Origin of the sequence: Pseudoalteromonas sp. K222D (genome assembly GCF_017653575.1) — a bacterium.
Classification (GTDB): Bacteria; Pseudomonadota; Gammaproteobacteria; order Enterobacterales; family Alteromonadaceae; genus Pseudoalteromonas; species Pseudoalteromonas nigrifaciens.
In genome coordinates this window covers 113,448-132,129 of record NZ_JAGGDL010000001.1, presented here as the reverse complement: position 1 = coordinate 132,129, position 18,682 = coordinate 113,448, and the positions used below count along the sequence as shown (strand labels likewise).

The 18,682-nt window shown below is 36.9% G+C and carries 14 protein-coding genes; 9 read left to right on the top strand and 5 right to left on the bottom strand.

The genetic code is table 11. From position 1 onward, the window contains the following. The first annotated feature begins 351 nt into the window (after positions 1-351). From J5X91_RS00570 to J5X91_RS00555, 4 genes are all read left to right on the top strand, one after another. Positions 352-1,119, top strand: a complete 768-nt coding sequence (locus tag J5X91_RS00570; protein ID WP_197119318.1) for a hypothetical protein — start codon at positions 352-354, stop codon at positions 1,117-1,119. Next, positions 1,116-3,581 carry a DEAD/DEAH box helicase family protein gene (locus J5X91_RS00565; RefSeq protein ID WP_208833851.1) on the top strand — a complete coding sequence of 822 codons (2,466 nt, stop codon included), beginning with the start codon at positions 1,116-1,118 and terminating at the stop codon, positions 3,579-3,581. The genes J5X91_RS00570 and J5X91_RS00565 overlap by 4 nt, the downstream gene beginning before the upstream one ends. Before the next feature lie 51 nt (positions 3,582-3,632). Then, positions 3,633-4,277, top strand: coding sequence for a DCL family protein (locus J5X91_RS00560; RefSeq protein WP_208833850.1), 645 nt, complete (start codon positions 3,633-3,635; stop codon positions 4,275-4,277). 375 nt (positions 4,278-4,652) lie between these two features. Next, positions 4,653-5,087: a hypothetical protein gene (locus J5X91_RS00555; RefSeq protein WP_208833849.1), complete on the top strand. Its 435-nt coding sequence runs from the start codon at positions 4,653-4,655 to the stop codon at positions 5,085-5,087. Positions 5,088-5,335: 248 nt separating this feature from the next. Here J5X91_RS00555 and J5X91_RS00550 read toward each other — a convergent pair whose 3' ends face one another. After that, the gene (locus J5X91_RS00550; protein WP_208833848.1) at positions 5,336-6,526 is read right to left on the bottom strand and encodes a PQQ-dependent sugar dehydrogenase; all 1,191 of its coding nucleotides are present in this window, start codon (positions 6,524-6,526) and stop codon (positions 5,336-5,338) included. Here J5X91_RS00550 and J5X91_RS00545 point away from each other — a divergent pair. Next, positions 6,511-6,951, top strand: a complete 441-nt coding sequence (locus J5X91_RS00545) for a hypothetical protein (RefSeq protein ID WP_058373532.1) — start codon at positions 6,511-6,513, stop codon at positions 6,949-6,951. The two genes, J5X91_RS00550 and J5X91_RS00545, sit on opposite strands and share 16 nt — an antisense overlap. A 106-nt stretch (positions 6,952-7,057) precedes the next feature. Here the strand turns inward: J5X91_RS00545 and J5X91_RS00540 are convergent, their stop codons facing one another. Together J5X91_RS00540 and J5X91_RS00535 are read right to left on the bottom strand one after the other, a co-directional pair. Next, positions 7,058-8,257, bottom strand: coding sequence for an Nramp family divalent metal transporter (locus J5X91_RS00540; protein ID WP_208833847.1), 1,200 nt, complete (start codon positions 8,255-8,257; stop codon positions 7,058-7,060). A gap of 301 nt (positions 8,258-8,558) precedes the next feature. Further along, the gene (locus J5X91_RS00535; RefSeq protein WP_208833846.1) at positions 8,559-9,821 is read right to left on the bottom strand and encodes a valine--pyruvate transaminase; all 1,263 of its coding nucleotides are present in this window, start codon (positions 9,819-9,821) and stop codon (positions 8,559-8,561) included. 529 nt (positions 9,822-10,350) lie between these two features. Here J5X91_RS00535 and J5X91_RS00530 point away from each other — a divergent pair. From J5X91_RS00530 to J5X91_RS00515, 4 genes are all read left to right on the top strand, one after another. Continuing rightward, positions 10,351-11,433: an endonuclease/exonuclease/phosphatase family protein gene (locus tag J5X91_RS00530; protein ID WP_208833914.1), complete on the top strand. Its 1,083-nt coding sequence runs from the start codon at positions 10,351-10,353 to the stop codon at positions 11,431-11,433. A 240-nt stretch (positions 11,434-11,673) separates the two neighbouring features. Further along, entirely contained in the window at positions 11,674-12,093 is a 420-nt protein-coding gene (locus tag J5X91_RS00525) for an MAPEG family protein (RefSeq protein ID WP_011328379.1), read from the top strand. A gap of 407 nt (positions 12,094-12,500) precedes the next feature. Beyond that, positions 12,501-13,895 carry a sodium:proton antiporter NhaD gene (gene nhaD / locus J5X91_RS00520; protein ID WP_244363703.1) on the top strand — a complete coding sequence of 465 codons (1,395 nt, stop codon included), beginning with the start codon at positions 12,501-12,503 and terminating at the stop codon, positions 13,893-13,895. Between the two features lie 351 nt (positions 13,896-14,246). Then, a complete protein-coding gene (locus tag J5X91_RS00515; RefSeq protein WP_011328377.1) occupies positions 14,247-15,623 on the top strand; it encodes an NAD(P)/FAD-dependent oxidoreductase in 1,377 nt (458 codons plus the stop codon). A gap of 82 nt (positions 15,624-15,705) precedes the next feature. Here J5X91_RS00515 and J5X91_RS00510 read toward each other — a convergent pair whose 3' ends face one another. Both J5X91_RS00510 and J5X91_RS00505 read right to left on the bottom strand, forming a co-directional pair. After that, a complete protein-coding gene (locus tag J5X91_RS00510; RefSeq protein ID WP_208833844.1) occupies positions 15,706-17,553 on the bottom strand; it encodes an ABC transporter ATP-binding protein in 1,848 nt (615 codons plus the stop codon). Between the two features lie 172 nt (positions 17,554-17,725). Beyond that, a complete protein-coding gene (locus tag J5X91_RS00505) occupies positions 17,726-18,523 on the bottom strand; it encodes a hypothetical protein (RefSeq protein WP_208833843.1) in 798 nt (265 codons plus the stop codon). Positions 18,524-18,682: the final 159 nt, after the last annotated feature.

The window sequence follows — 18,682 nt, the reverse complement described above, 5'->3', positions numbered from 1 at the left end:
ACAGCGGCTTTTTTATTTTAGATTAAAGGTTGAAGAGAAAAAGGTTCAGCTAATATGTAGGACGTGCTTTAGCGCGTTACAGTTTTTTGACAAAAATATGTACCTGTCCTTTTTGTCAGTTTTACCTAATAGATGGTGTCGTGCATAAAAGGCTTGTTTAGATGTGTTTTAAGGTATCTATATCAATAATTAGATAAAGCATGATAAATATCCTTTAAATTAGAGCTTTAAGTAACTAAACTAATTTTTATTTATTACCAATATGTATTCTCTATATTATTTTAAATCAACCTGATAGCATGGAATGTGTGATTAAATTAAGACGATACTAAAATTGCAAATGGAATTGACATGCTAGAAGCTGAAATTAGAAATATTACAGGTGATATTGAACTACATGTGATTGATTTTAAATTATTAACTGATGATAAAATAAAGTTATTAGATAGTCGCATTGTAGGGATTTGTGAAGGAGAGTCTGACAGCACTGTAATCCAAGTTAAGAAAAACTTCTTAAAATTTTTATCAACAAAAGATGAAAGAACTATCTTAGGGGCTATTGCTGAATTTTTTGTACATTTGTATTTAAATGAAAATGGCTTCAAACAAGAGTTTTTATTTTTTAACCTTGAAGAAGGGTCTATTAAAAAGGGATTTGATGGTTATTTTTCTAAGGACAATGAAGAGTATATTGTAGAAAGTAAATCAGGAAAATCTTCAACGAAGAATATAAGCCACAAATCGAAGATAAAAAAAGCTTATGATGACGTTAAAACAAACGTTGAAGGAACCAGTAAAAAAGGTACAAACAATCCTTGGAAAAATGCTTATAACCATGCAAGTCATATAGATGTTCAATGCAAGGGGACTATTCGAAAAAAAATTAAAGCCCTTTCTGACTTATTTGATTCTGGAGAATTTAGAGAAGTAGATGAGTTTAATATCATCCCATGTTCAACTATCTTTTTAGATGGTGTTTGGGATGATGGATTTTCGACGGATATATTAAATCTTGATATAGAGTTTTTAACTGGCATTAAAGCAAAAACAACAAGAATGATATGTATAACTAAGAATAGTAGTGATAAGTTTATTGAATATTTGGAGTTACCATTATGAGTGTATCGATTAGCTTGTCATGGTTAGGTAAAGACGAATATTTTTTAATGTTATTTATGAAACTTACAAAAGAAGAGGAGTTATCTTCTTATGAATATTCTTATCTTTTGAGTTGCGCAATTACATTTTTAAAAGAATACTCTAAAGATAAAAGGACAAGTACAAATTTTGAGTTTAGTTACTTCATCATCCTAAAATATAGCCTTAAAACTAACGACTACACTCCTTTGTTTGATTTAAGTACAAATTTTGGCTTCTATCCAATATCACAGTACATAATTGATAATAAACTTATTTCACAAAATAACTTACAATCTTTTCTAATTGATAACCAACTTGAAAGATTTAAATATCAGGATATTACTGAGACATTTGAACAAAATAAATTCCGAAAAGAGATGATTTCAACTGAAGAACAGGATAATTCTTATATTGCTCCTACATCATTCGGTAAAAGTTCATTAATCATAGATGTTATTGAAAATTTAAATCTTAATAAAATAGCAATTATTGTACCGACTAAATCACTTCTTACACAAACTTATAGAATGGTAAGCCAAGCATTTACAAAAGAGAAAGTGATTTTTCACGATGAAATGTATGACAACGAAGATGAATTTATTGCAGTATTTACACAAGAAAGAGCACTTCGCTTACTCAAAAATTATGCGATATTTTTTGACGCCCTTATCATTGATGAAGCTCATAATCTGTTTGACTCATCCAGCAGAAGCATTCTATTAAGTCGTCTAATTAGAAAAAATAAAATTAGAAATACAAATTCGAAAGTATTTTATTTTTCCCCATTGATCACTGATAGCAATAATTTGCAAACAGACGATAGACAAGAAATATATGAAAGAAAAATAGAGTTAAATATTAAAGAGCCCGATATATTTGAGTACAGGTTAGATGGTAATAGTTACCTATATAATAGATTTCTAAATGACTTCTATCCAATTGGTGAGCAAGGTACTTTTCTGGATTATATTCTAAGAAATAAATGTAATAAAAACTTCCTATATTTAAGAACCCCAAAGAAAGTGGAAGAGTTAACATTTATGCTTTCTGAAGAGTTACATTATGCTGAAAATGATGAACTTAAAGCTCTATCTAAAATATTATCTAAAAACGTACACGATGATTTTTACTGCGTCGATTATGTAAAAAAAGGTCTTTTATACCTCCATGGAAAATTACCTGATTTAGTAAAAGAGTACTTAGAATATAAATTTAAAACGATTAATGAATTAAAATATATAGTTGCAAACTCAGTAATATTGGAAGGAGTGAATTTACCAGTAGATAATTTGTACATAATGAATACGTTCTCATTAAAGGGTAAAGAACTGACAAATTTAATTGGCCGAGTGAATAGGCTAAATGAAGTATTTAGTGGCTCAGAGCATTCATTAAATAAATTAATTCCTAAAGTTCATTTTGTAAACACTGAACATTTCAATCGCAAAAATAGCAATATGAGTAAAAAAATTGAATTGCTTAAATCTCGTTTTTTCCCTGATGAGATCAAAAACCCTACGCTTAAATCATATGATTTTGAAAAACACGAAGAGTTTATAGAAAACACCACAAGTATTGAGGGTAGACTTAAGGAAGAAAAGGTACTAAATAGAGCTACTGAAATTAAAGAAAGGGAAGAGTTCTTGGTGAACCTTTCGCATATCCCTGAAAATAAATTTAGGGCAGCTTTCATTGAAGCCGGACTTTTTTCTGTATATCGGAATCCAGATGCTGTAATAGAGTTAATTAGAGAGCGGAAAGATAGGTTAGTTAGCTTGGGAAATTGGTCTGAAATTGATGTGATCACTAAAGTTTTTCACGTTTTCATTGAAGATCTAGATGATGAGTTTTTAGAGCTATCTGTTGCACGATTGAAAAATGAAAAAGCTAGAAATTTTTATAATGCATTTGTGAATAATATGCACATGTTTACATTGAAGGAGCATATTAATAGCATCGTTAAATACTTTTATTCGATTAAAGATAAAAAAAGTGGCAGAGAGTTTTACATTGGTCCCTCTTATGGTGAAGTTGCGAAAGACACTGGCAATGCGAATACCTCAGGTAGATTAGTTTATTTAAATTTAAGTAATAAGAGTCAAAAAGAGTTAGTTAATCTTGCATTAGTCAAGCTGAAAATCGAGAGTGACTTTGTTTCGTATACATTAAACCAATACGTTTCACTTCTTGAAGAGTTAGAATTAATTACCGAAGACGAATATAATAAATTTATTTATGGAACTAGCACTAAAAGAAATACTGAGTTTACTAAATTGGGTTTGACTGGTTCACTGATTCACAAACTGGAAAATGATAAGCAACTTCAAAATATTGAAATTGACCATTTAGGTCATGTTAAAGCCAATACTGAGTTTAAAGACTATTTATTAAGGCAGGATGATCTAATGCAGTTTGAAGTGAATAAATACTTACCTATATAGGTAATTACAGAATTGCGTCTTTTTAATTTTATAATGCATGAGGAGAATTTTGTGGCAAAATCGATTATATTTGGATCTTTTCAGTTTAGAACAAAAAAAGCAGCAACGGATGAAATTCGTCGAAGAATTAATGCTTATGAAACAAGCGAAGTACTAAAAAAAGAAGACCAATTATTTTTTGAGGAACTTTTTAAACTCCATGATGAACACGATAACAAAGTAGGTCTTGGTATAAAGCATATTCAAGTAGAAAGAGACTTTAATAATAATCGATGTTTATATATTCATAGAGTCGATGGTACTAAAATTGATATTAGTTGGGTTCATTGTGTCCGCCCAGCTACAATTAAATCGATAGTATCTATGGCTTTTCGACGAGCAGTTAAAGAGACTATAAAAGATTTTAAGATGAAGGCTATAAGTAAGGGATCTTGTTGCCCAATATTAAAAATCCCCCTTAATTTGAAAAATAGCCATGTGTCATATGTGAAACCTAGTTTTGATGAACTATTGAGTGAATTTCTCACATTGACTAATAATACGTATGAATCAGTAGAGCTTGAAAATCCTTTATCTGGAGATAAAGACCAAAGAGGTAAGCTTAAAAACCTTAATATTAAAACATCATGGATAAAATATCATCGTAGCAATTCTAATTTGGAGCTATGGAGTGCAGGTGCTAACCAACGAAAATAAGGTTGATTGATCACCAATTTAATGAATTTAAACAAAAGAATGGGGTCAGTTTTTTTGCAATTAGTTTTATTATTGATTATTTCATGCAAATTAATTCAGTATCAGCAACATAAGCTTTGCATCTTTCTCACCGATTAATATCGCTATATTTTCCTCAGTTGTAACACACATCTATTGATCGCCCTGCGGCCTCAGGGAATACGTGAGACTGCATAAATTCACCAATACGAGCTTTGATATTACGCGTAAACATTCAACAAGTAAAATAGGACAGGCACAAAATTTTTATATACAAGAATAAATAACAGTTGGCAAAGCATTATATTTATAGTTGAACAATAGCCACCAAGAATTGATTAAATAAGGGGTATTACAATGGATAAAATGTCAGTTAACATAACGTCTAAACCTTTAGAAACTTACCCGAAAAAACAAATTTTAAAGGTGGTGGCTGATGACGCTTCTGAAAAAGAGACAGTGCAAAAGGGAGTGGCTCAAGGTGTTCAAGTAGATATATCTGAAGAGGGGGCGGAAAAAAGTCTGGAAGATAAAAATCAAGCAGCGTTTCGCAAGTTATTAGGTAATGAAGATGTAGATCAAGCCTCACAATCTGAAGGTGCCCCCCTTGATGAACTAATTGCTGAAATACAAGAAAAGCTTGAAAAACTACTGCAAGAAACTGCATTGTTACGCAGTAAAAATGATGAAGAGTCGCAGGCAAAAGTGAAGGTGCTAGAAGGTGAAATTACCGGGCTTAATATTCAACTTATTGAATTATTAAAACAGAAATTAGAATCGGGTAAAAACTAGGTGTAAAGCTCCTGTAGTTACCTTTAATACATTTTTCGGTTACTGCATAACGCGGTAAGTCGGGTTGTTTCTAGTAAACTCATCACTTTTGTCGGATGGCGTGGCTTCGCCACTTATCCGACTTACGTCAAAAGGTAGGTTGGTTAAGCCGAAGGCGCCACCCAACAGAGTTATTAAACCTATTAAAGCGGCTTACTAAAAGGCGCTATCACCCCCTAAAAGCGAAGTCTCTCTAACCCTCTTGTGAACTAATTTGATTTAACTAACATCAGCTTTGCATCTTCCCCATCGGTTAATATTGCTACATTCCCCTCAGTGGTTACAAACACATCTCTTAATCGGCCTGTGGCCTCTGGGAATATATGAGACTGGGTAAATTCACCATTAGCTAAATTTACAGCGTAGAGCTTTTTATCAACCAAAGTAGTAATTAACACATGTTTTTGTAGTGAAGGGAAAGCCGCGTGCTTAGAGCCGTAATACGCCATGCCTGATGGGGCGATTGATGGCGTCCAATTAACACTTGGTTTTTGCATGCCTGGGTATTGCGTAAAAGGTGAAATACGCGCTTGCGAATAATCCCTACCGTAAGTAATTACTGGCCAGCCATAATTGGTGCCTGCGGTTAAGTAGTTTAGCTCGTCGCCGCCTGCGGGGCCGTGTTCGTTGCTAATAATTTGCTGTGTATCGTAATCATATACAAGGCCTTGAGGGTTACGGTGGCCAAGTGAGTAAACAGCATGGGCATTTGGATTTGTATGGTTAATAAATGGGTTATCTGTTGGAATACTGCCGTTTAAGTTTATACGTAATATTTTACCAAGCTGGCTGGTAATAACTTGTGCTTGTTCTCTAAAGTCAAAGCCATCGCCCGTTGAAACTAATAACGTATTGTCGGGTAGGACAAGGGCGCGCCCAGCGTAATGCTGTGGTGTGTTTTTATTGGTAGCTACTTTATAAATAATTTGCGGCTTTGAAAAACGAGTACCATTAAAGGTGGCTTTGGCAACAACAAGCCTGTTTGCGTTGGCATCGCCTTGGGCGTAGGTAAAAATTACTTCTTTGGAGTTGCTATAATCTGGCGATAACACTATATCGGGTAAGCCACCTTGGCCTGCAAGGTATAAGCCCTCTAGGTTTAGTTTTACTCTTGATTGCGCATTATTTTTAATTATAACTACGTGGCCATCGCGCTCTGTAATTAACCATGTACCGTTTGCTAGTTCAACCATGCTCCACGGAGACTGTAATTGTGTAGCAAGGGTTTTTGTACTGTATTGCTTTTTTGGTAACGCAGCGCCTGCATTAACAGAAAACGCAAAAAGCGAAAGCAGAGTAAAAAAAGAGATACATTGTTTACGGGGTAAGCCTTTGCTAGCATGGCTTATATAAGAAAAAAACTTTATTTTAAGTTGAGATAACCATGTCATTTTTAACACGTATATTGCCCTCATTTTTAGTTTCTTGGTTATTTACATTCACACTTGCTAGCTTGTTTCATAGCCAATACGTTGTCAATCAATTAGTTAATGTAGGTGTTGTAGTGGGCTTTAGCGACCGTGTTAGTTTAACACTGGATGATTGGCTGGGCTTATTACCCACCTATGGCGCTATTATTGCCATTGCATTGGCAATCGCTTTTTTAGTTACGGTGCAGCTTAATAAAAAGGTTCAAAAATACCGTACTCAGCTATTTGTTATTGCTGGCATTGTGGCATTTGCTATGGTGTTAATTGCCATTGAATCGATTATGAATATTCATATTATAGCGGGCGCAAGAGGTTGGGGGTTTTACACTCAATTGCTTGCAGGTGCGGCCGGTGGCTATGTGTTTTCACGCTTAACAAAAACAAATATTATCTGATTTTAATTACTGCAGGATACAGGTAAGGTTTTTTTATAATAGTGAATAAGGTAAAAGCCACTGTTTTTAATAAACAGTGGCTTTTAATTAGGTGTTTTTAGTTTAATTAAAAAATCAAACTAATCAGCTTGTAGCTGCTTAAGCCAAAAATAAGCAGTAATATAGGCACAGTGATAAGGTTTAATAACACAGAATTGGTGTAATTGCCCATCACCGCTTTTTGATTTACCAACCAGAGTAAATAAACAGTAATAATAGGCAGTAATAAGCCATTAGCAGCTTGGGCAAAAATGATCACGGCAACCGGATCTAACCCCAAAGAGGCAACAGCTGCGCCAAACAATAAGATAACTAATGCTACCGATTTGAAACGGCTACTTTGCATTTTGTTAGACCAACCAAGCATTCCGCAAACTGCATAGGCTCCCGCTAAAGGAGCAGTAATTGCACTAGTTAAACCTGCAGCAAATAAACCAATAGCAAAAAAGTAATGGGCAGCGCCACCTAATAATGGCTCAAGCTGTACAGCCATATTGGCTGCGCTAACTTTACCTGCGTCGGTACCATAAAAAGCCACCGAGGCGGTAGATAAAATAGCCAAAGTGATCACTCCACCTAAAGTGATTGATAAGCTGGTATCGATATTTGTTTGCTTAATTATTTTACGTTTATCGCTATTATTGTTGTACTTTGCTGCGAGCACTCCTGAATGCAAAAATAAATTATAAGGTACTATGGTGGTGCCAATCAGTGCAAGTACAGTGGTAACAGAGCCCTCAGGCATAGTAGGAATAAAACCCGCTAGTACTTTGCTTATAGGCGGAGCAGCCATAACTAAAGTAGAAATAAACACTAAGCTCATTAAAATCACTAATAAAATGAGCGCGTTTTCTACCACTTTATGTTTTCCGCTGTACAGTAACAATGCGCTAATAAAAGCAATGAGCGGCGTCCATATTTGCGCATTTATTGTCGGAAATATCTTTATTAAACCCATGCTAGCGCCACTAAGGTTACCCGCTTCATAGGCGGCGCTGCCCACGCCAATGGCGCTTATTACCAAAAAGCTAGCGAGCACTTTAAGCACTGGGGTATGAATATGCGCGCGCAGTGCTTGAGCAAGATCTTTGCCTGTTGCTACGCCAAGGCGAGCAGCCATAGATTGTAATAATATAGTGGCTATTACTGAAAAAAGTAATGTCCAGATAAGTGCAAAGCCAAAGTTTGCACCTGCTACGCTAGCAGTCGTTATGGTGCCTGGTCCTATAAAGGCTGCGGTGACTAGTAGTCCTGGTCCTAATCGCATAATTTACCTGTATGTTGGTGTTTAAAGTGTGCACCTGTATGGGCGCGCGTTTTATTACTGCCACTTAGTAAGCGTTTGCAGCCTGAACTACCTTTTATGCTACCCGCTAGTAAATAGCGTGTAAAAAAGGTCGCGTAGAATAACAGTTTATATATAAATTTAAAGAGTATAGCGCGCGTTTGCACAAAAAGAGTACAGTATTACAGAGGTAAATAAGGGATAAAGACAACACTTGCTCAATAGCGTGCCGTTATAGTGGATGTTAAGTTATAGCCAAAGCGTAGATAGCATAAGCATTAATTTACGCCATTAAATACTTTATGGTTTGTAAACCTTTGCGTAGTGTTGCTTCATCGGTTGCATAGTTAATGCGAATACACTCGTGCTTGTGCGCCCAGCTATCGTCAATACCAATAAAAAAGTTGTGTCCAGGAATTACATACACATCTTGCTCTTTAAGCTTTTGGTATAGTGTTTCGCTTGTTATTTTTGCATCTTTAAACCACAGCCACATAAAAAATGCGCCTTCAACTTTATGCAAGTAAACGCTCATATCGGCAAATATTTCATCAAACAGTTCAATCGCTACTTGTGCTTTATTACGATAAAAAGGCAACACAACATTACGACACAGCGGCAGTAGTTCGTCGTCGTTAATTAAACGGGTAACTAAGCTTGGGCCTATACTATTTGGCGATAAAACCATGCTGCCATTTACGCGGCCAATTGCTTTAATAATTTCATTGTTTGCAACCACAATACCGCTGCGTAAACCCGGTAAGCCAAGCTTTGAAAGCGACATACATAAAATTATGTTTGAGTTCCAGGTTAGGTTTGCGTCGGTGTAAATACAGCCCGGGAATGGATCGCCATATGCGTTATCTATAATGAGTGGAATGTTGTATTGCTTAGCGAGTAAATCAAGGTGTTTTACTTCATCGTCGGTTATTACATTACCGGTTGGATTGGTAGGGCGCGACACGCACAGCGCACTGATACTGCTGTCGTTTGCTAATATTTTTTCAACCGCTTTAAAATCAATAACGTATTTAAATTGTTTAGATGTGCTACCGGTATTTAAAATTTCGATATCGGGCTTTATGGCAACAAACATATCGTCCGATAAACCTTGGTCGGCATAACCTACGTATTCTGGCGCGAGGGGAAATAAAATCTTTTTATGGCTGCCATCAGGCATTTCGCCTGCAAACATATTAAACAACACAAAAAAGTTAGCTTGGCTGCCATTGCCAAGTGCTACGTTGTTGGCGCTTATATCCCATGCATATTCTTTACTTAGTTGGCCTGCCAATGCAGCTCTAAACTCGTCGTTACCGGTTGGGCCGTCGTAAAGGCCAAATACTTGCGATACTTTATTACTGGCAACGAGCTTTTGTAACTCACTTAAAAAAACCTCATTTACTTGTGGTACTAATGCAGGGTTACCGCCACCCAGCATAACAATATTAGGATTGTTACTGCTTTTAGCACTGCCTAAGTCTTCCATTAACTGAGTAATGCCGTTGGGTTGTGTAAATTTAGTGCCAAAGTTTGAGTAGTTCATAATACATAGCGTTTGTAGGTAATGGAAAGGGCATTATAGCCTAAATAAAGGGCTAAAATAGTAAGTTGAGAATTATTCAATGCGTAGTTTTAAAGGTTGTTACTGCAACCTCATTGCATATAAGCATAATAAAGCAGTAATAAAATAGGCACTGTGCTTTTTGGAGATATTTGTAAAAGATGAGGGGTTTTTGGTTTTAATAGCACGTAGCGATACTCAAGGGTAAAAATAAAGCGTACGAATACGTAAGCAGCTAAATTTGTAATGCTATTGTTTGATGTATGAAATTGAATTGATTTGCCATGTATGATCTTATTTTTACAAGTTTACTGAAATAGCACAGGTTTTGAACACCCCCCTAAAGCCTTAAAAACGATAAGCAATAGGGTATACTGCTATTACATACTTTTACGTATTCATTTAAGCAAGCATTAGGGCTAATAACTCAGCGATGTTTGTTATTTTAAAATGTACAGTAGTGGAACCTCTTTTGATAAAAAACACTCAACTAAAAATAGCCACATTTAACTTGTTTAATTACCTTGAGCCACCCAATGCATTCTATGAGTTTGAGAAAATTTATACCGCGCAACAGTGGGCTAAAAAGCAGCAGTGGATTATTGATTATTTAACAGAGCACGCACCTGATGTGATTGGTTTTCAAGAAGTGTTTAGTATTGAGTCGTTACAAGAATTAGTACGTGGGCAAGGTTATGAGCACTTTGCAGTGGTAGATACGCCCGAGGTGATTGACGACTTTATTTATAAACGCCCCGTAGTGGCAATTGCCGCAAAATATCCTATTGTTGAAGTGGCTGCGGTGCAGCACGATAATGAACTTGTAGCTACCCTTGGGCTTAGTGCTGATTTTACATTTAGCCGCAAGGTATTAAGAGCCACAGTAACTTTGCCGCACATAGGTAATACCGATTGTTATGTGGTGCATTTTAAATCTAAACGCCCAATGATTGAGGTTGATGAGCACAATAAAGCACTTTCGCCCGAAAAGAACATAATTGAGATTTTAAAAGCGAATGTAGCGGGTGGCTGGGGATCAACTATTCAACGCGGCAGCGAAGCCACATTATTAATGATACAAATGATTGCGCGCCGCGAAGCTACGCAGCAGCCTATGATTTTAATGGGCGACTTTAATAACAGCATAGCCGATGGTGTGTTAAGCCACATGCTTACTAATACACTGCGTTTTGCACCTGCTTTTGACGCTAAAACTTACCTTGCTAAATATTGTTTAAATGATGCATGGGACTTATTTACAAAGTCGCAATTGGCAAGTGCTGAGCCACAAGCACCAACAGACGACTTGCGTGTTGATGGTGATATAGCGAGTGTTGTAATTGAGCAAGGTGATACAAATAATGTGGCTAAGCCAGCAACTCCACGCACGCCAACCCATTATTATGGCGCGAGCAGTTCAGTGCTTGACTACATTTTATTGTCTAGTGAATTTGATGCCAGCTACCATGATAGCTTTTTTGAAGTAAGTGACTATAACACTTACGATCGGCATTTAATTAACCCAGTATTTGAGCGAGACGATTTAAGTACCGACCATGGGGTGGTTATAGTTAGTTTAACTTTGAGGTCGTAGGCTATAATTTTAATGATTGATATTGCTAAGAATATTTGTTTAACAATATTACTTTTACGGTTTTTAATTTAAGTATTAAGTGCTTTTATGTAAAAACGTCGGAATAAATTACTGAGTTTAAACGATAGCTTTAATTATTTGTATAACTATCAAATAATTAAACTCGGCCTAAAACTTGCCTGTTATTAATGTTAAACATCTAAAAATTGATAATCTTTAATAAAAACAAGGAAATTAACTATGACTAATATTGCACTTTCGGCGTATTTGGCGTTTTACCTGTATTTAATTATGTTGCTTGTACAGTGGGCGGTAGCAACTTTTAGTAAAGCAAAACAGCCTAATGCAGTGCCGGGTAAAATAAGTGACGATTTATCTCACGATAGTTTTATATTTAGAGCACACCGTACTTTTCACAATACCCTTGAAAATAGTGCGTTATTTATAGGAACAGTGTTGTTTGCTTTTGTAATAAATTATCAAAGCCCAATATTTGCACTATGTGTATGGATATACGTTATTGCGCGATTAATTCATATGGTGCTGTACTACGCAATTGCTACTAATAAAAATCCTAGCCCACGTAGCTACTTCTTTTTAATTGGGGTACTTGCCAATGTTGTGATGCTAGTAATGGTAGGTTTAAGGTTAATTGCCTAATACAAATTAAATAACAAACAACAATTAACCAAGAGCGAAGTTGCTTACATAGCAACTTCGCTTTTTTGTAAACTACTTTCGCAGCACTAAATAAAAATAATATAACCAATTGAATTTTAAATAATTAACCTGTAAATATTAAAGCTTGCACAACCACTATTCACACACTCTATTTACAATATAGCAACCATCTATGCATATATAGACCTCAGTACAATAGCCACTTGGTAATGCTGTGCTATTTTATTGTGGTGAAAAAATAATAACCAATAAATACTCACCAAAATGCGTATCAATAAAGCAGATAAATTGCTTTATTGTAATTAAAGCCAGCTGATTTATGTAATTAAAACAGGAAATGTAAAATGAAGAGTTTGTTACGGGGGTTCAACATAGTATGTATTGCTATGTTGTTTTTTTGCTCGCCAGTTTGGGCTGCGCAAGGGCAGTTAGATTTAACATCATCGAGTATTGGTTGGTTGTGTATTGGTATATTTTTTATTGCTTATACCGTGGTTATGCTCGAGGAAAAGCTACATTTAAGAAAGTCGAAACCAGTATTGGTTGCAGCAGGATTAATTTGGATATTAATAGGTGCCTATTACGTTAGCCATGATATTACTGAACTTACCGAAACTGCATTTAGGCATAATTTACTTGAGTTTGCTGAGCTTATGCTCTTTTTACTGGTCGCTATGACCTACATAAATGCGCTAGAAGAAAGAGGAGTATTTGATGCATTGCGCGCTTGGATGATCCGTAAAGGCTTTAACTATAAAAATTTATTTTGGATAACCGGTTTTTTAGCATTTTTTATCTCCCCGATTGCCGACAACCTTACCACCGCGTTATTAATGTGTGCAGTGGTAATGAAAGTTGCCGAAGGTGATAAGCCATTTATAAACATCAGCTGTATTAATATTGTTATTGCGGCTAATGCGGGCGGCGCATTTAGCCCCTTTGGCGACATAACCACGCTAATGGTGTGGCAAGCTGGATTGGTGCATTTTAACGAGTTTTTAGTGCTGTTTTTACCTGCTTTAGTTAATTACTTAGTGCCCGCAGCCATTATGAGCTTTTATGTTGCCGATAAGCACCCAACCGCACAATACGAAGCGGTTGAGCTCAAACGCGGCGCAGTGCGAATATTAGTGTTGTTTTTACTTACCATAGCCACTGCCGTTGCTTGTCATAGCTTTTTAAACCTGCCACCAGTATTAGGTATGATGATGGGGCTAGGCTATTTACAGTTTTTTGGTTATTTTTTAAGAATGACTTTACCAGGATCACTGGCTCGTAAAAGAGCCCATGCAGAGCAGTTGGGCGATCAAGAACGATTAGCTAAACTAGGCAGTGTTGTACCATTTGACGTATTTAGTAGAGTGCAACGGGCAGAGTGGGACACGTTATTATTTTTTTACGGTATTGTTATGTGCGTGGGTGGCTTAGGGTTTTTAGGTTATTTAAACTTTATGTCTGAGATGCTATACGGCAATTGGTCTACTACAACGGCAAATATTTTTCTTGGGGTGATTTCTGCAGTGATCGATAATATACCGGTTATGTTTGCGGTGTTATCTATGGATCCTGAAATGTCGCATGGGCAATGGTTGCTGATCACATTAACTGCGGGGGTAGGCGGTAGTTTACTCTCGATTGGCTCGGCTGCGGGAGTGGCATTAATGGGGCAAGCACGCGGCTACTATACTTTTTTTGGTCACCTAAAGTGGACGCCTGTGATTGCGTTAGGTTACGGGGCCAGCATAATGCTGCACTTATGGCTTAACGCATCATTATTTTAAAGATACCAGCAAACGCTATAAGCTATTTTTTATCACAGTAACAATACTTTAAAGCTTTAATTTAAGTATTAAATGGTAGTAAAAGCGAAGGAGCATAAACAGCATCTTCGCTTTTTTTATTACTTAAATTTAAGCCGTTATAAACTAATGGCTGAGTGCTTACTGATTAAATTTTTTAAGCCAAATAAGTTGTGGTGATAATAGACGGCTAGTTAATAAAATATTGATTTATTTTATGTTTTTTTAAAGGTAAATGTTATAAAAAAGGATTTATTTTTATTGTGGCAAATAATTTGCATGAAAAAATGTTATAGTAAGGCTCGTATTAGCTATTAGGAGTCGACTTTTATAATGAAAAAAATTGCTATTTTGGGCGCAGGTCCAAGCGGTTTGGCACAATTACGTGCATTTGAAGCAGCTCGTTTAGCCGGTATTGAGAATTTACCGGAAGTTGTTTGTTACGAAAAACAAAATGATATTGGTGGCATGTGGAACTATACATGGCGCACTGGGCTAGACAGAAATGGTGAGCCGGTACATGGCAGTATGTATCGTTATCTTTGGTCTAACGGACCAAAAGAATGCTTAGAATTTGCTGATTATTCTTTTGAAGAACATTTTGGTAGACCTATTCCTTCGTATCCCCCTCGTGAAGTGCTTAAAGACTACATAATGGGGCGTATTAACAAGCAAGATATTCGTAAATACATTCGCTTTGAGTGCCCGGTTCGTTGGGTTACATTTGACGACGAAACACAAATGTTTACTGTAACGGTTATGAACCATAAAACCGGCGAGCAGGAAGTGAATGAGTTTGATTATGTTATTGTTGCTACAGGTCATTTCTCTACACCAAACATGCCTTATTTTGAAGGGCTAGAAGAGTATTCTGGTCGAGTATTACATGCTCATGACTTTAGAGACGCACTAGAATTTAAAGATTCAGAAGTTTTACTTATAGGCAGTAGCTATTCTGCCGAAGATATAGGTACGCAGTGTTATAAGTATGGCGCTAAATCGGTAACTATAAGCTACCGTACTAAAGCACTTGGCTATAATTGGCCAGACGGCATTGCAGAAATGCCACTTGTGACCCACTTTGAAGGGGACGTTGCGCATTTTATAGATGGCACTAGTAAGCGCTTTGATGCTGTGATTATGTGTACTGGGTATTTATTTCATTTTCCATTTTTACCTGACGAACTACGTTTACAAACACATAACTGTTTGTATCCGGCAAACTTGTATAAGGGTGTTTTTTGGCAGCCAAACCCTAAGTTAGTTTATTTAGGCATGCAAGATCAGTACTTCACTTTTAATATGTTTGATGCGCAAGCATGGTATGTACGCGACGAAATTTTAGACAGAATAAAAATACCAGCATTAGCAGCACGACAAGAAGATGAAAAAAATTGGTTAGCTAAGTACGATGAAGTAACGAATGTTGAAGGCTCTATTGATTATCAAGCAGCGTATATTCGTGATTTAACTAATGCCACAGATTACCCTGAATTTGCAGTTGAAAAACAGGCAGATATTCTCAAAGAATGGCAAAAAGATAAACAACAAGACATTATGTGTTTTAGAGAAAAAGCGTATCGCTCTACTTTAACAAATACCTTGGCACCTGAGCTTCCTGTGCCGTGGTTAGATGTACTTGATGATTCATTAGAATACTTTTTAGAATTATCGGCTACTCACACCATAGAAAAAAGTAAAGCGAGCTAGCACGTAATAAAACAATATTAAACCATAACGCATTTTTCGTTATGGTTTAATATTTTAAGTTTGTTGTTAATACTTAAAAAAACTATTCAACGCCAATAAACCCACCTGTTTGATGTGCCCAAAGTGCAGCGTAAATCCCATTCTTAGCTATTAACTCATCATGTGTGCCTTGCTCAACAACACCGCCGTTATCAAGTACGATAAGCCTGTCCATTTGCGCTATGGTTGATAGCCTGTGAGCAATAGCAATTACTGTTTTATCTGTCATTAAATCATCAAGACTTGCTTGAATAGCGGCTTCTACTTCTGAATCAAGCGCGCTGGTGGCTTCGTCGAGTATGAGAATAGGGGCGTTTTTAAGCAGTACGCGCGCAATAGCAATACGTTGGCGCTGCCCACCCGATAAGGTAACGCCACGTTCGCCTACTTGTGCGTCAAAGCCTTTATTACCTTTGCTATCAACTAAGTCGGTTACAAACTCTAGAGCTTTAGCTTGCTTGGTGGCATCGATCATTTCGGCTTCAGTGGCATCTGGTCTGCCGTATAAAATGTTGTCTTTTACTGAGCGGTGCAGCAGGGAAGTGTCTTGAGTTACCATGGCAATGTAACGGCGTAAGCTTTCTTGGCTCACATCGGTAATGTTTTGGCCGTCAATTTTTATACTGCCAGAGTCGGTGTCGTAAAAGCGTAGTAGTAAATTAACTAGCGTTGATTTACCCGCGCCAGAGCGACCCACTAAGCCAATTTTTTCACCGGCTTTAATATTTAAGTTTAAACCGTTAATAACCGGGCCACGCAGCGTTTCACTTGCTGCTTTGCCGTAGTTAAAGTGCACATTGTTAAATTCAATTGCACCTTGGCTAACGTTAAGAGTGCTGGCATTGGGTTTATCGGCTACTGCAATTGGGTTAGAGAGGGTTTGCATGCCATCGGCCACGGTGCCAATATTTTCAAATAAGCTGCTTATTTCCCACATGATCCACTGCGCCATGCCGTTTAATCTAAGGGCTAAACTTACCGCAACGGCAATTGCTCCTGCGCTAATGGCACTTAGCGACCACAAGTAAAGTGATACCGCAGTGACCGAAAACACTAATAAGTAATTTAAAGTTTGAATAACAAAGTTGAGGCTGGTAACTAAACGCATTTGCTTGTACACCGGCTGTAAAAAAACATCCATACTTTGTTTTGCGTATTCTTCTTCGCGTTGGGTGTACGAAAATAGTTTAATGGTAGCAATATTAGTGTAGCTGTCGACAATGCGGCCGGTCATTTCTGAGCGGGCATCGGCTTGTGAGGTAGCCACTTTTTTAAGACGCGGTACAAAGTAAAGTTGAATGCAAATATACAAAACAAGCCAAACAAGTAAGGGTAACATTAAGCGCCAATCGGCCTCGGCTACTAAAAACAACATAGAGCCAAAATAAACGATTATGTACATTAATACATCGAGTAGTTTTGTTACAGCTTCGCGCACAGCCAGAGAGGTTTGTAATACCTTGGTGGCGATGCGTCCGGCAAATTCATTTTGATAAAAACTAACACTTTGGCGCAATAAATATCTATGTGCTAACCAGCGAATCGACATGGGGTAATTGCCCAGTAATGCCTGGTGCAAAATTGCAGAATGAAAAAACACCACTACAGGCAGCATCACAAGGAGCATAAGGGCCATTTTTGTCAGCTCGGACTGCTGCTCTACAAAGAGTGTTTGTGGTGTATAAATTGCCAGCCAATCAACTAGTTGCCCCATATAGCTAAATAGCGATACTTCTAAAATAGCGAGCAAGGCGGCACTTAACGAGAGTAGTGCTAGCGACAGCCCCATGCCTTTGGTGTAATGAAGACAAAACGCAAGCAGCGTGTTAGGTGGCTGCGTTGGTTTATCTTGTGGGAACGGCTTAGTAATGCGCTCAAATAGTCGATACATTTTAATAGCTTAAATGGCAAGTAATTGCAGCTATCATAGCATTTTTGTGTTTTTAAATGCAGCTTAGTAGAGGCTTAATTACTCATACTCTAAGGTATAATTAATATTAGTAAGCATTAAAACAATACTAAGATTGCTATTATCAGCCGTTATTGAACAGCCCCATTAAGTTTTATTTTGCTTCTATATGGTAAATAGTATTTATATTGCTATGCAAGTTTGGCGCTATGCTTTGCATTACTGTTGAGGCTTGTATTGCCTCTACCGTTATATGCTTTAACGAAAGGTTACTTAGTATAAGTACAATGTTTTTGTACTCGTTAAACTCTATAAGTGCAATACAGTTAAAGTAATGGCGTAACAATACTAAAGTGGTTTGTAATTCTTGCCCTGTTTTGGAGTTTAGGTTAATGATTGCCTGGCCGCTTTTATTAATGCAGTGGTTAATGGCGTGCCAAAACAACTCGCTTTGAATAAACGTTTGGTGGTGCTCGCCACTAAATATATCTATGTAAATTAGGTCGTATTGTTGAGTGCATTGACTAATAAATTGCTGAGCACATTGCTGGTGCACAGTATGATCACTGGGTAATTTAAAAAATTGCTTAGCGATACTTATAACATCAGGGTTTATTTCTACACTTTCAAACGTATCAATTAAATTACGGCGGCTAGATTCAATGTGTTTAAGTGCGCGCTCTATTGCTGCAGTGCCTAAGCCCAAATTTAAAATACGTAGCTCACTAACCGGGGCTAATAAAAATAACAACATGCTTTGATATATTGGTACACATAATAGTTCAGGCCGGGCTTTGCTCATTACTCCTTGAAGGGTAGAGCCTAGCGGCGGATCGTTATTAAAAGTGAGCCATCTATAATCTTCATTTTGATAAACGCGTACCGGACCAAACTTACTGTCGGCATGATAGATTTGATTACTGAGCTTGGTATCGTTTTTTAATTGGCGCATAAAGTTTTTAATACATAAAGAAGCTAGTGTGACATAAATAAAATAACTATATTACTAAATAACCTGAGTTCCGGATAATAAACCTATCTCAAGCAGCTATTTTCAGCGCTAACTGCGTTGAATTTACTTGCAATAGGCCAGCTATTGACGCGTAAATTC

Bases quoted from the DNA above. Each gene is read 5' to 3' on its own strand.
- nhaD (WP_244363703.1), top strand. From the start codon at position 12,501: ATGTTGTTTTTTTGCTCGCCAGTTTGGGCTGCGCAAGGGCAGTTAGAT.
- J5X91_RS00525 (WP_011328379.1), top strand. From the start codon at position 11,674: ATGACTAATATTGCACTTTCGGCGTATTTGGCGTTTTACCTGTATTTA.
- J5X91_RS00570 (WP_197119318.1), top strand. From the start codon at position 352: ATGCTAGAAGCTGAAATTAGAAATATTACAGGTGATATTGAACTACAT.
- J5X91_RS00545 (WP_058373532.1), top strand. From the start codon at position 6,511: ATGTCATTTTTAACACGTATATTGCCCTCATTTTTAGTTTCTTGGTTA.
- J5X91_RS00510 (WP_208833844.1), bottom strand. From the start codon at position 17,553: ATGTATCGACTATTTGAGCGCATTACTAAGCCGTTCCCACAAGATAAA.
- J5X91_RS00565 (WP_208833851.1), top strand. From the start codon at position 1,116: ATGAGTGTATCGATTAGCTTGTCATGGTTAGGTAAAGACGAATATTTT.
- J5X91_RS00555 (WP_208833849.1), top strand. From the start codon at position 4,653: ATGGATAAAATGTCAGTTAACATAACGTCTAAACCTTTAGAAACTTAC.
- J5X91_RS00515 (WP_011328377.1), top strand. From the start codon at position 14,247: ATGAAAAAAATTGCTATTTTGGGCGCAGGTCCAAGCGGTTTGGCACAA.
- J5X91_RS00540 (WP_208833847.1), bottom strand. From the start codon at position 8,257: ATGCGATTAGGACCAGGACTACTAGTCACCGCAGCCTTTATAGGACCA.
- J5X91_RS00505 (WP_208833843.1), bottom strand. From the start codon at position 18,523: ATGCGCCAATTAAAAAACGATACCAAGCTCAGTAATCAAATCTATCAT.
- J5X91_RS00535 (WP_208833846.1), bottom strand. From the start codon at position 9,821: ATGAACTACTCAAACTTTGGCACTAAATTTACACAACCCAACGGCATT.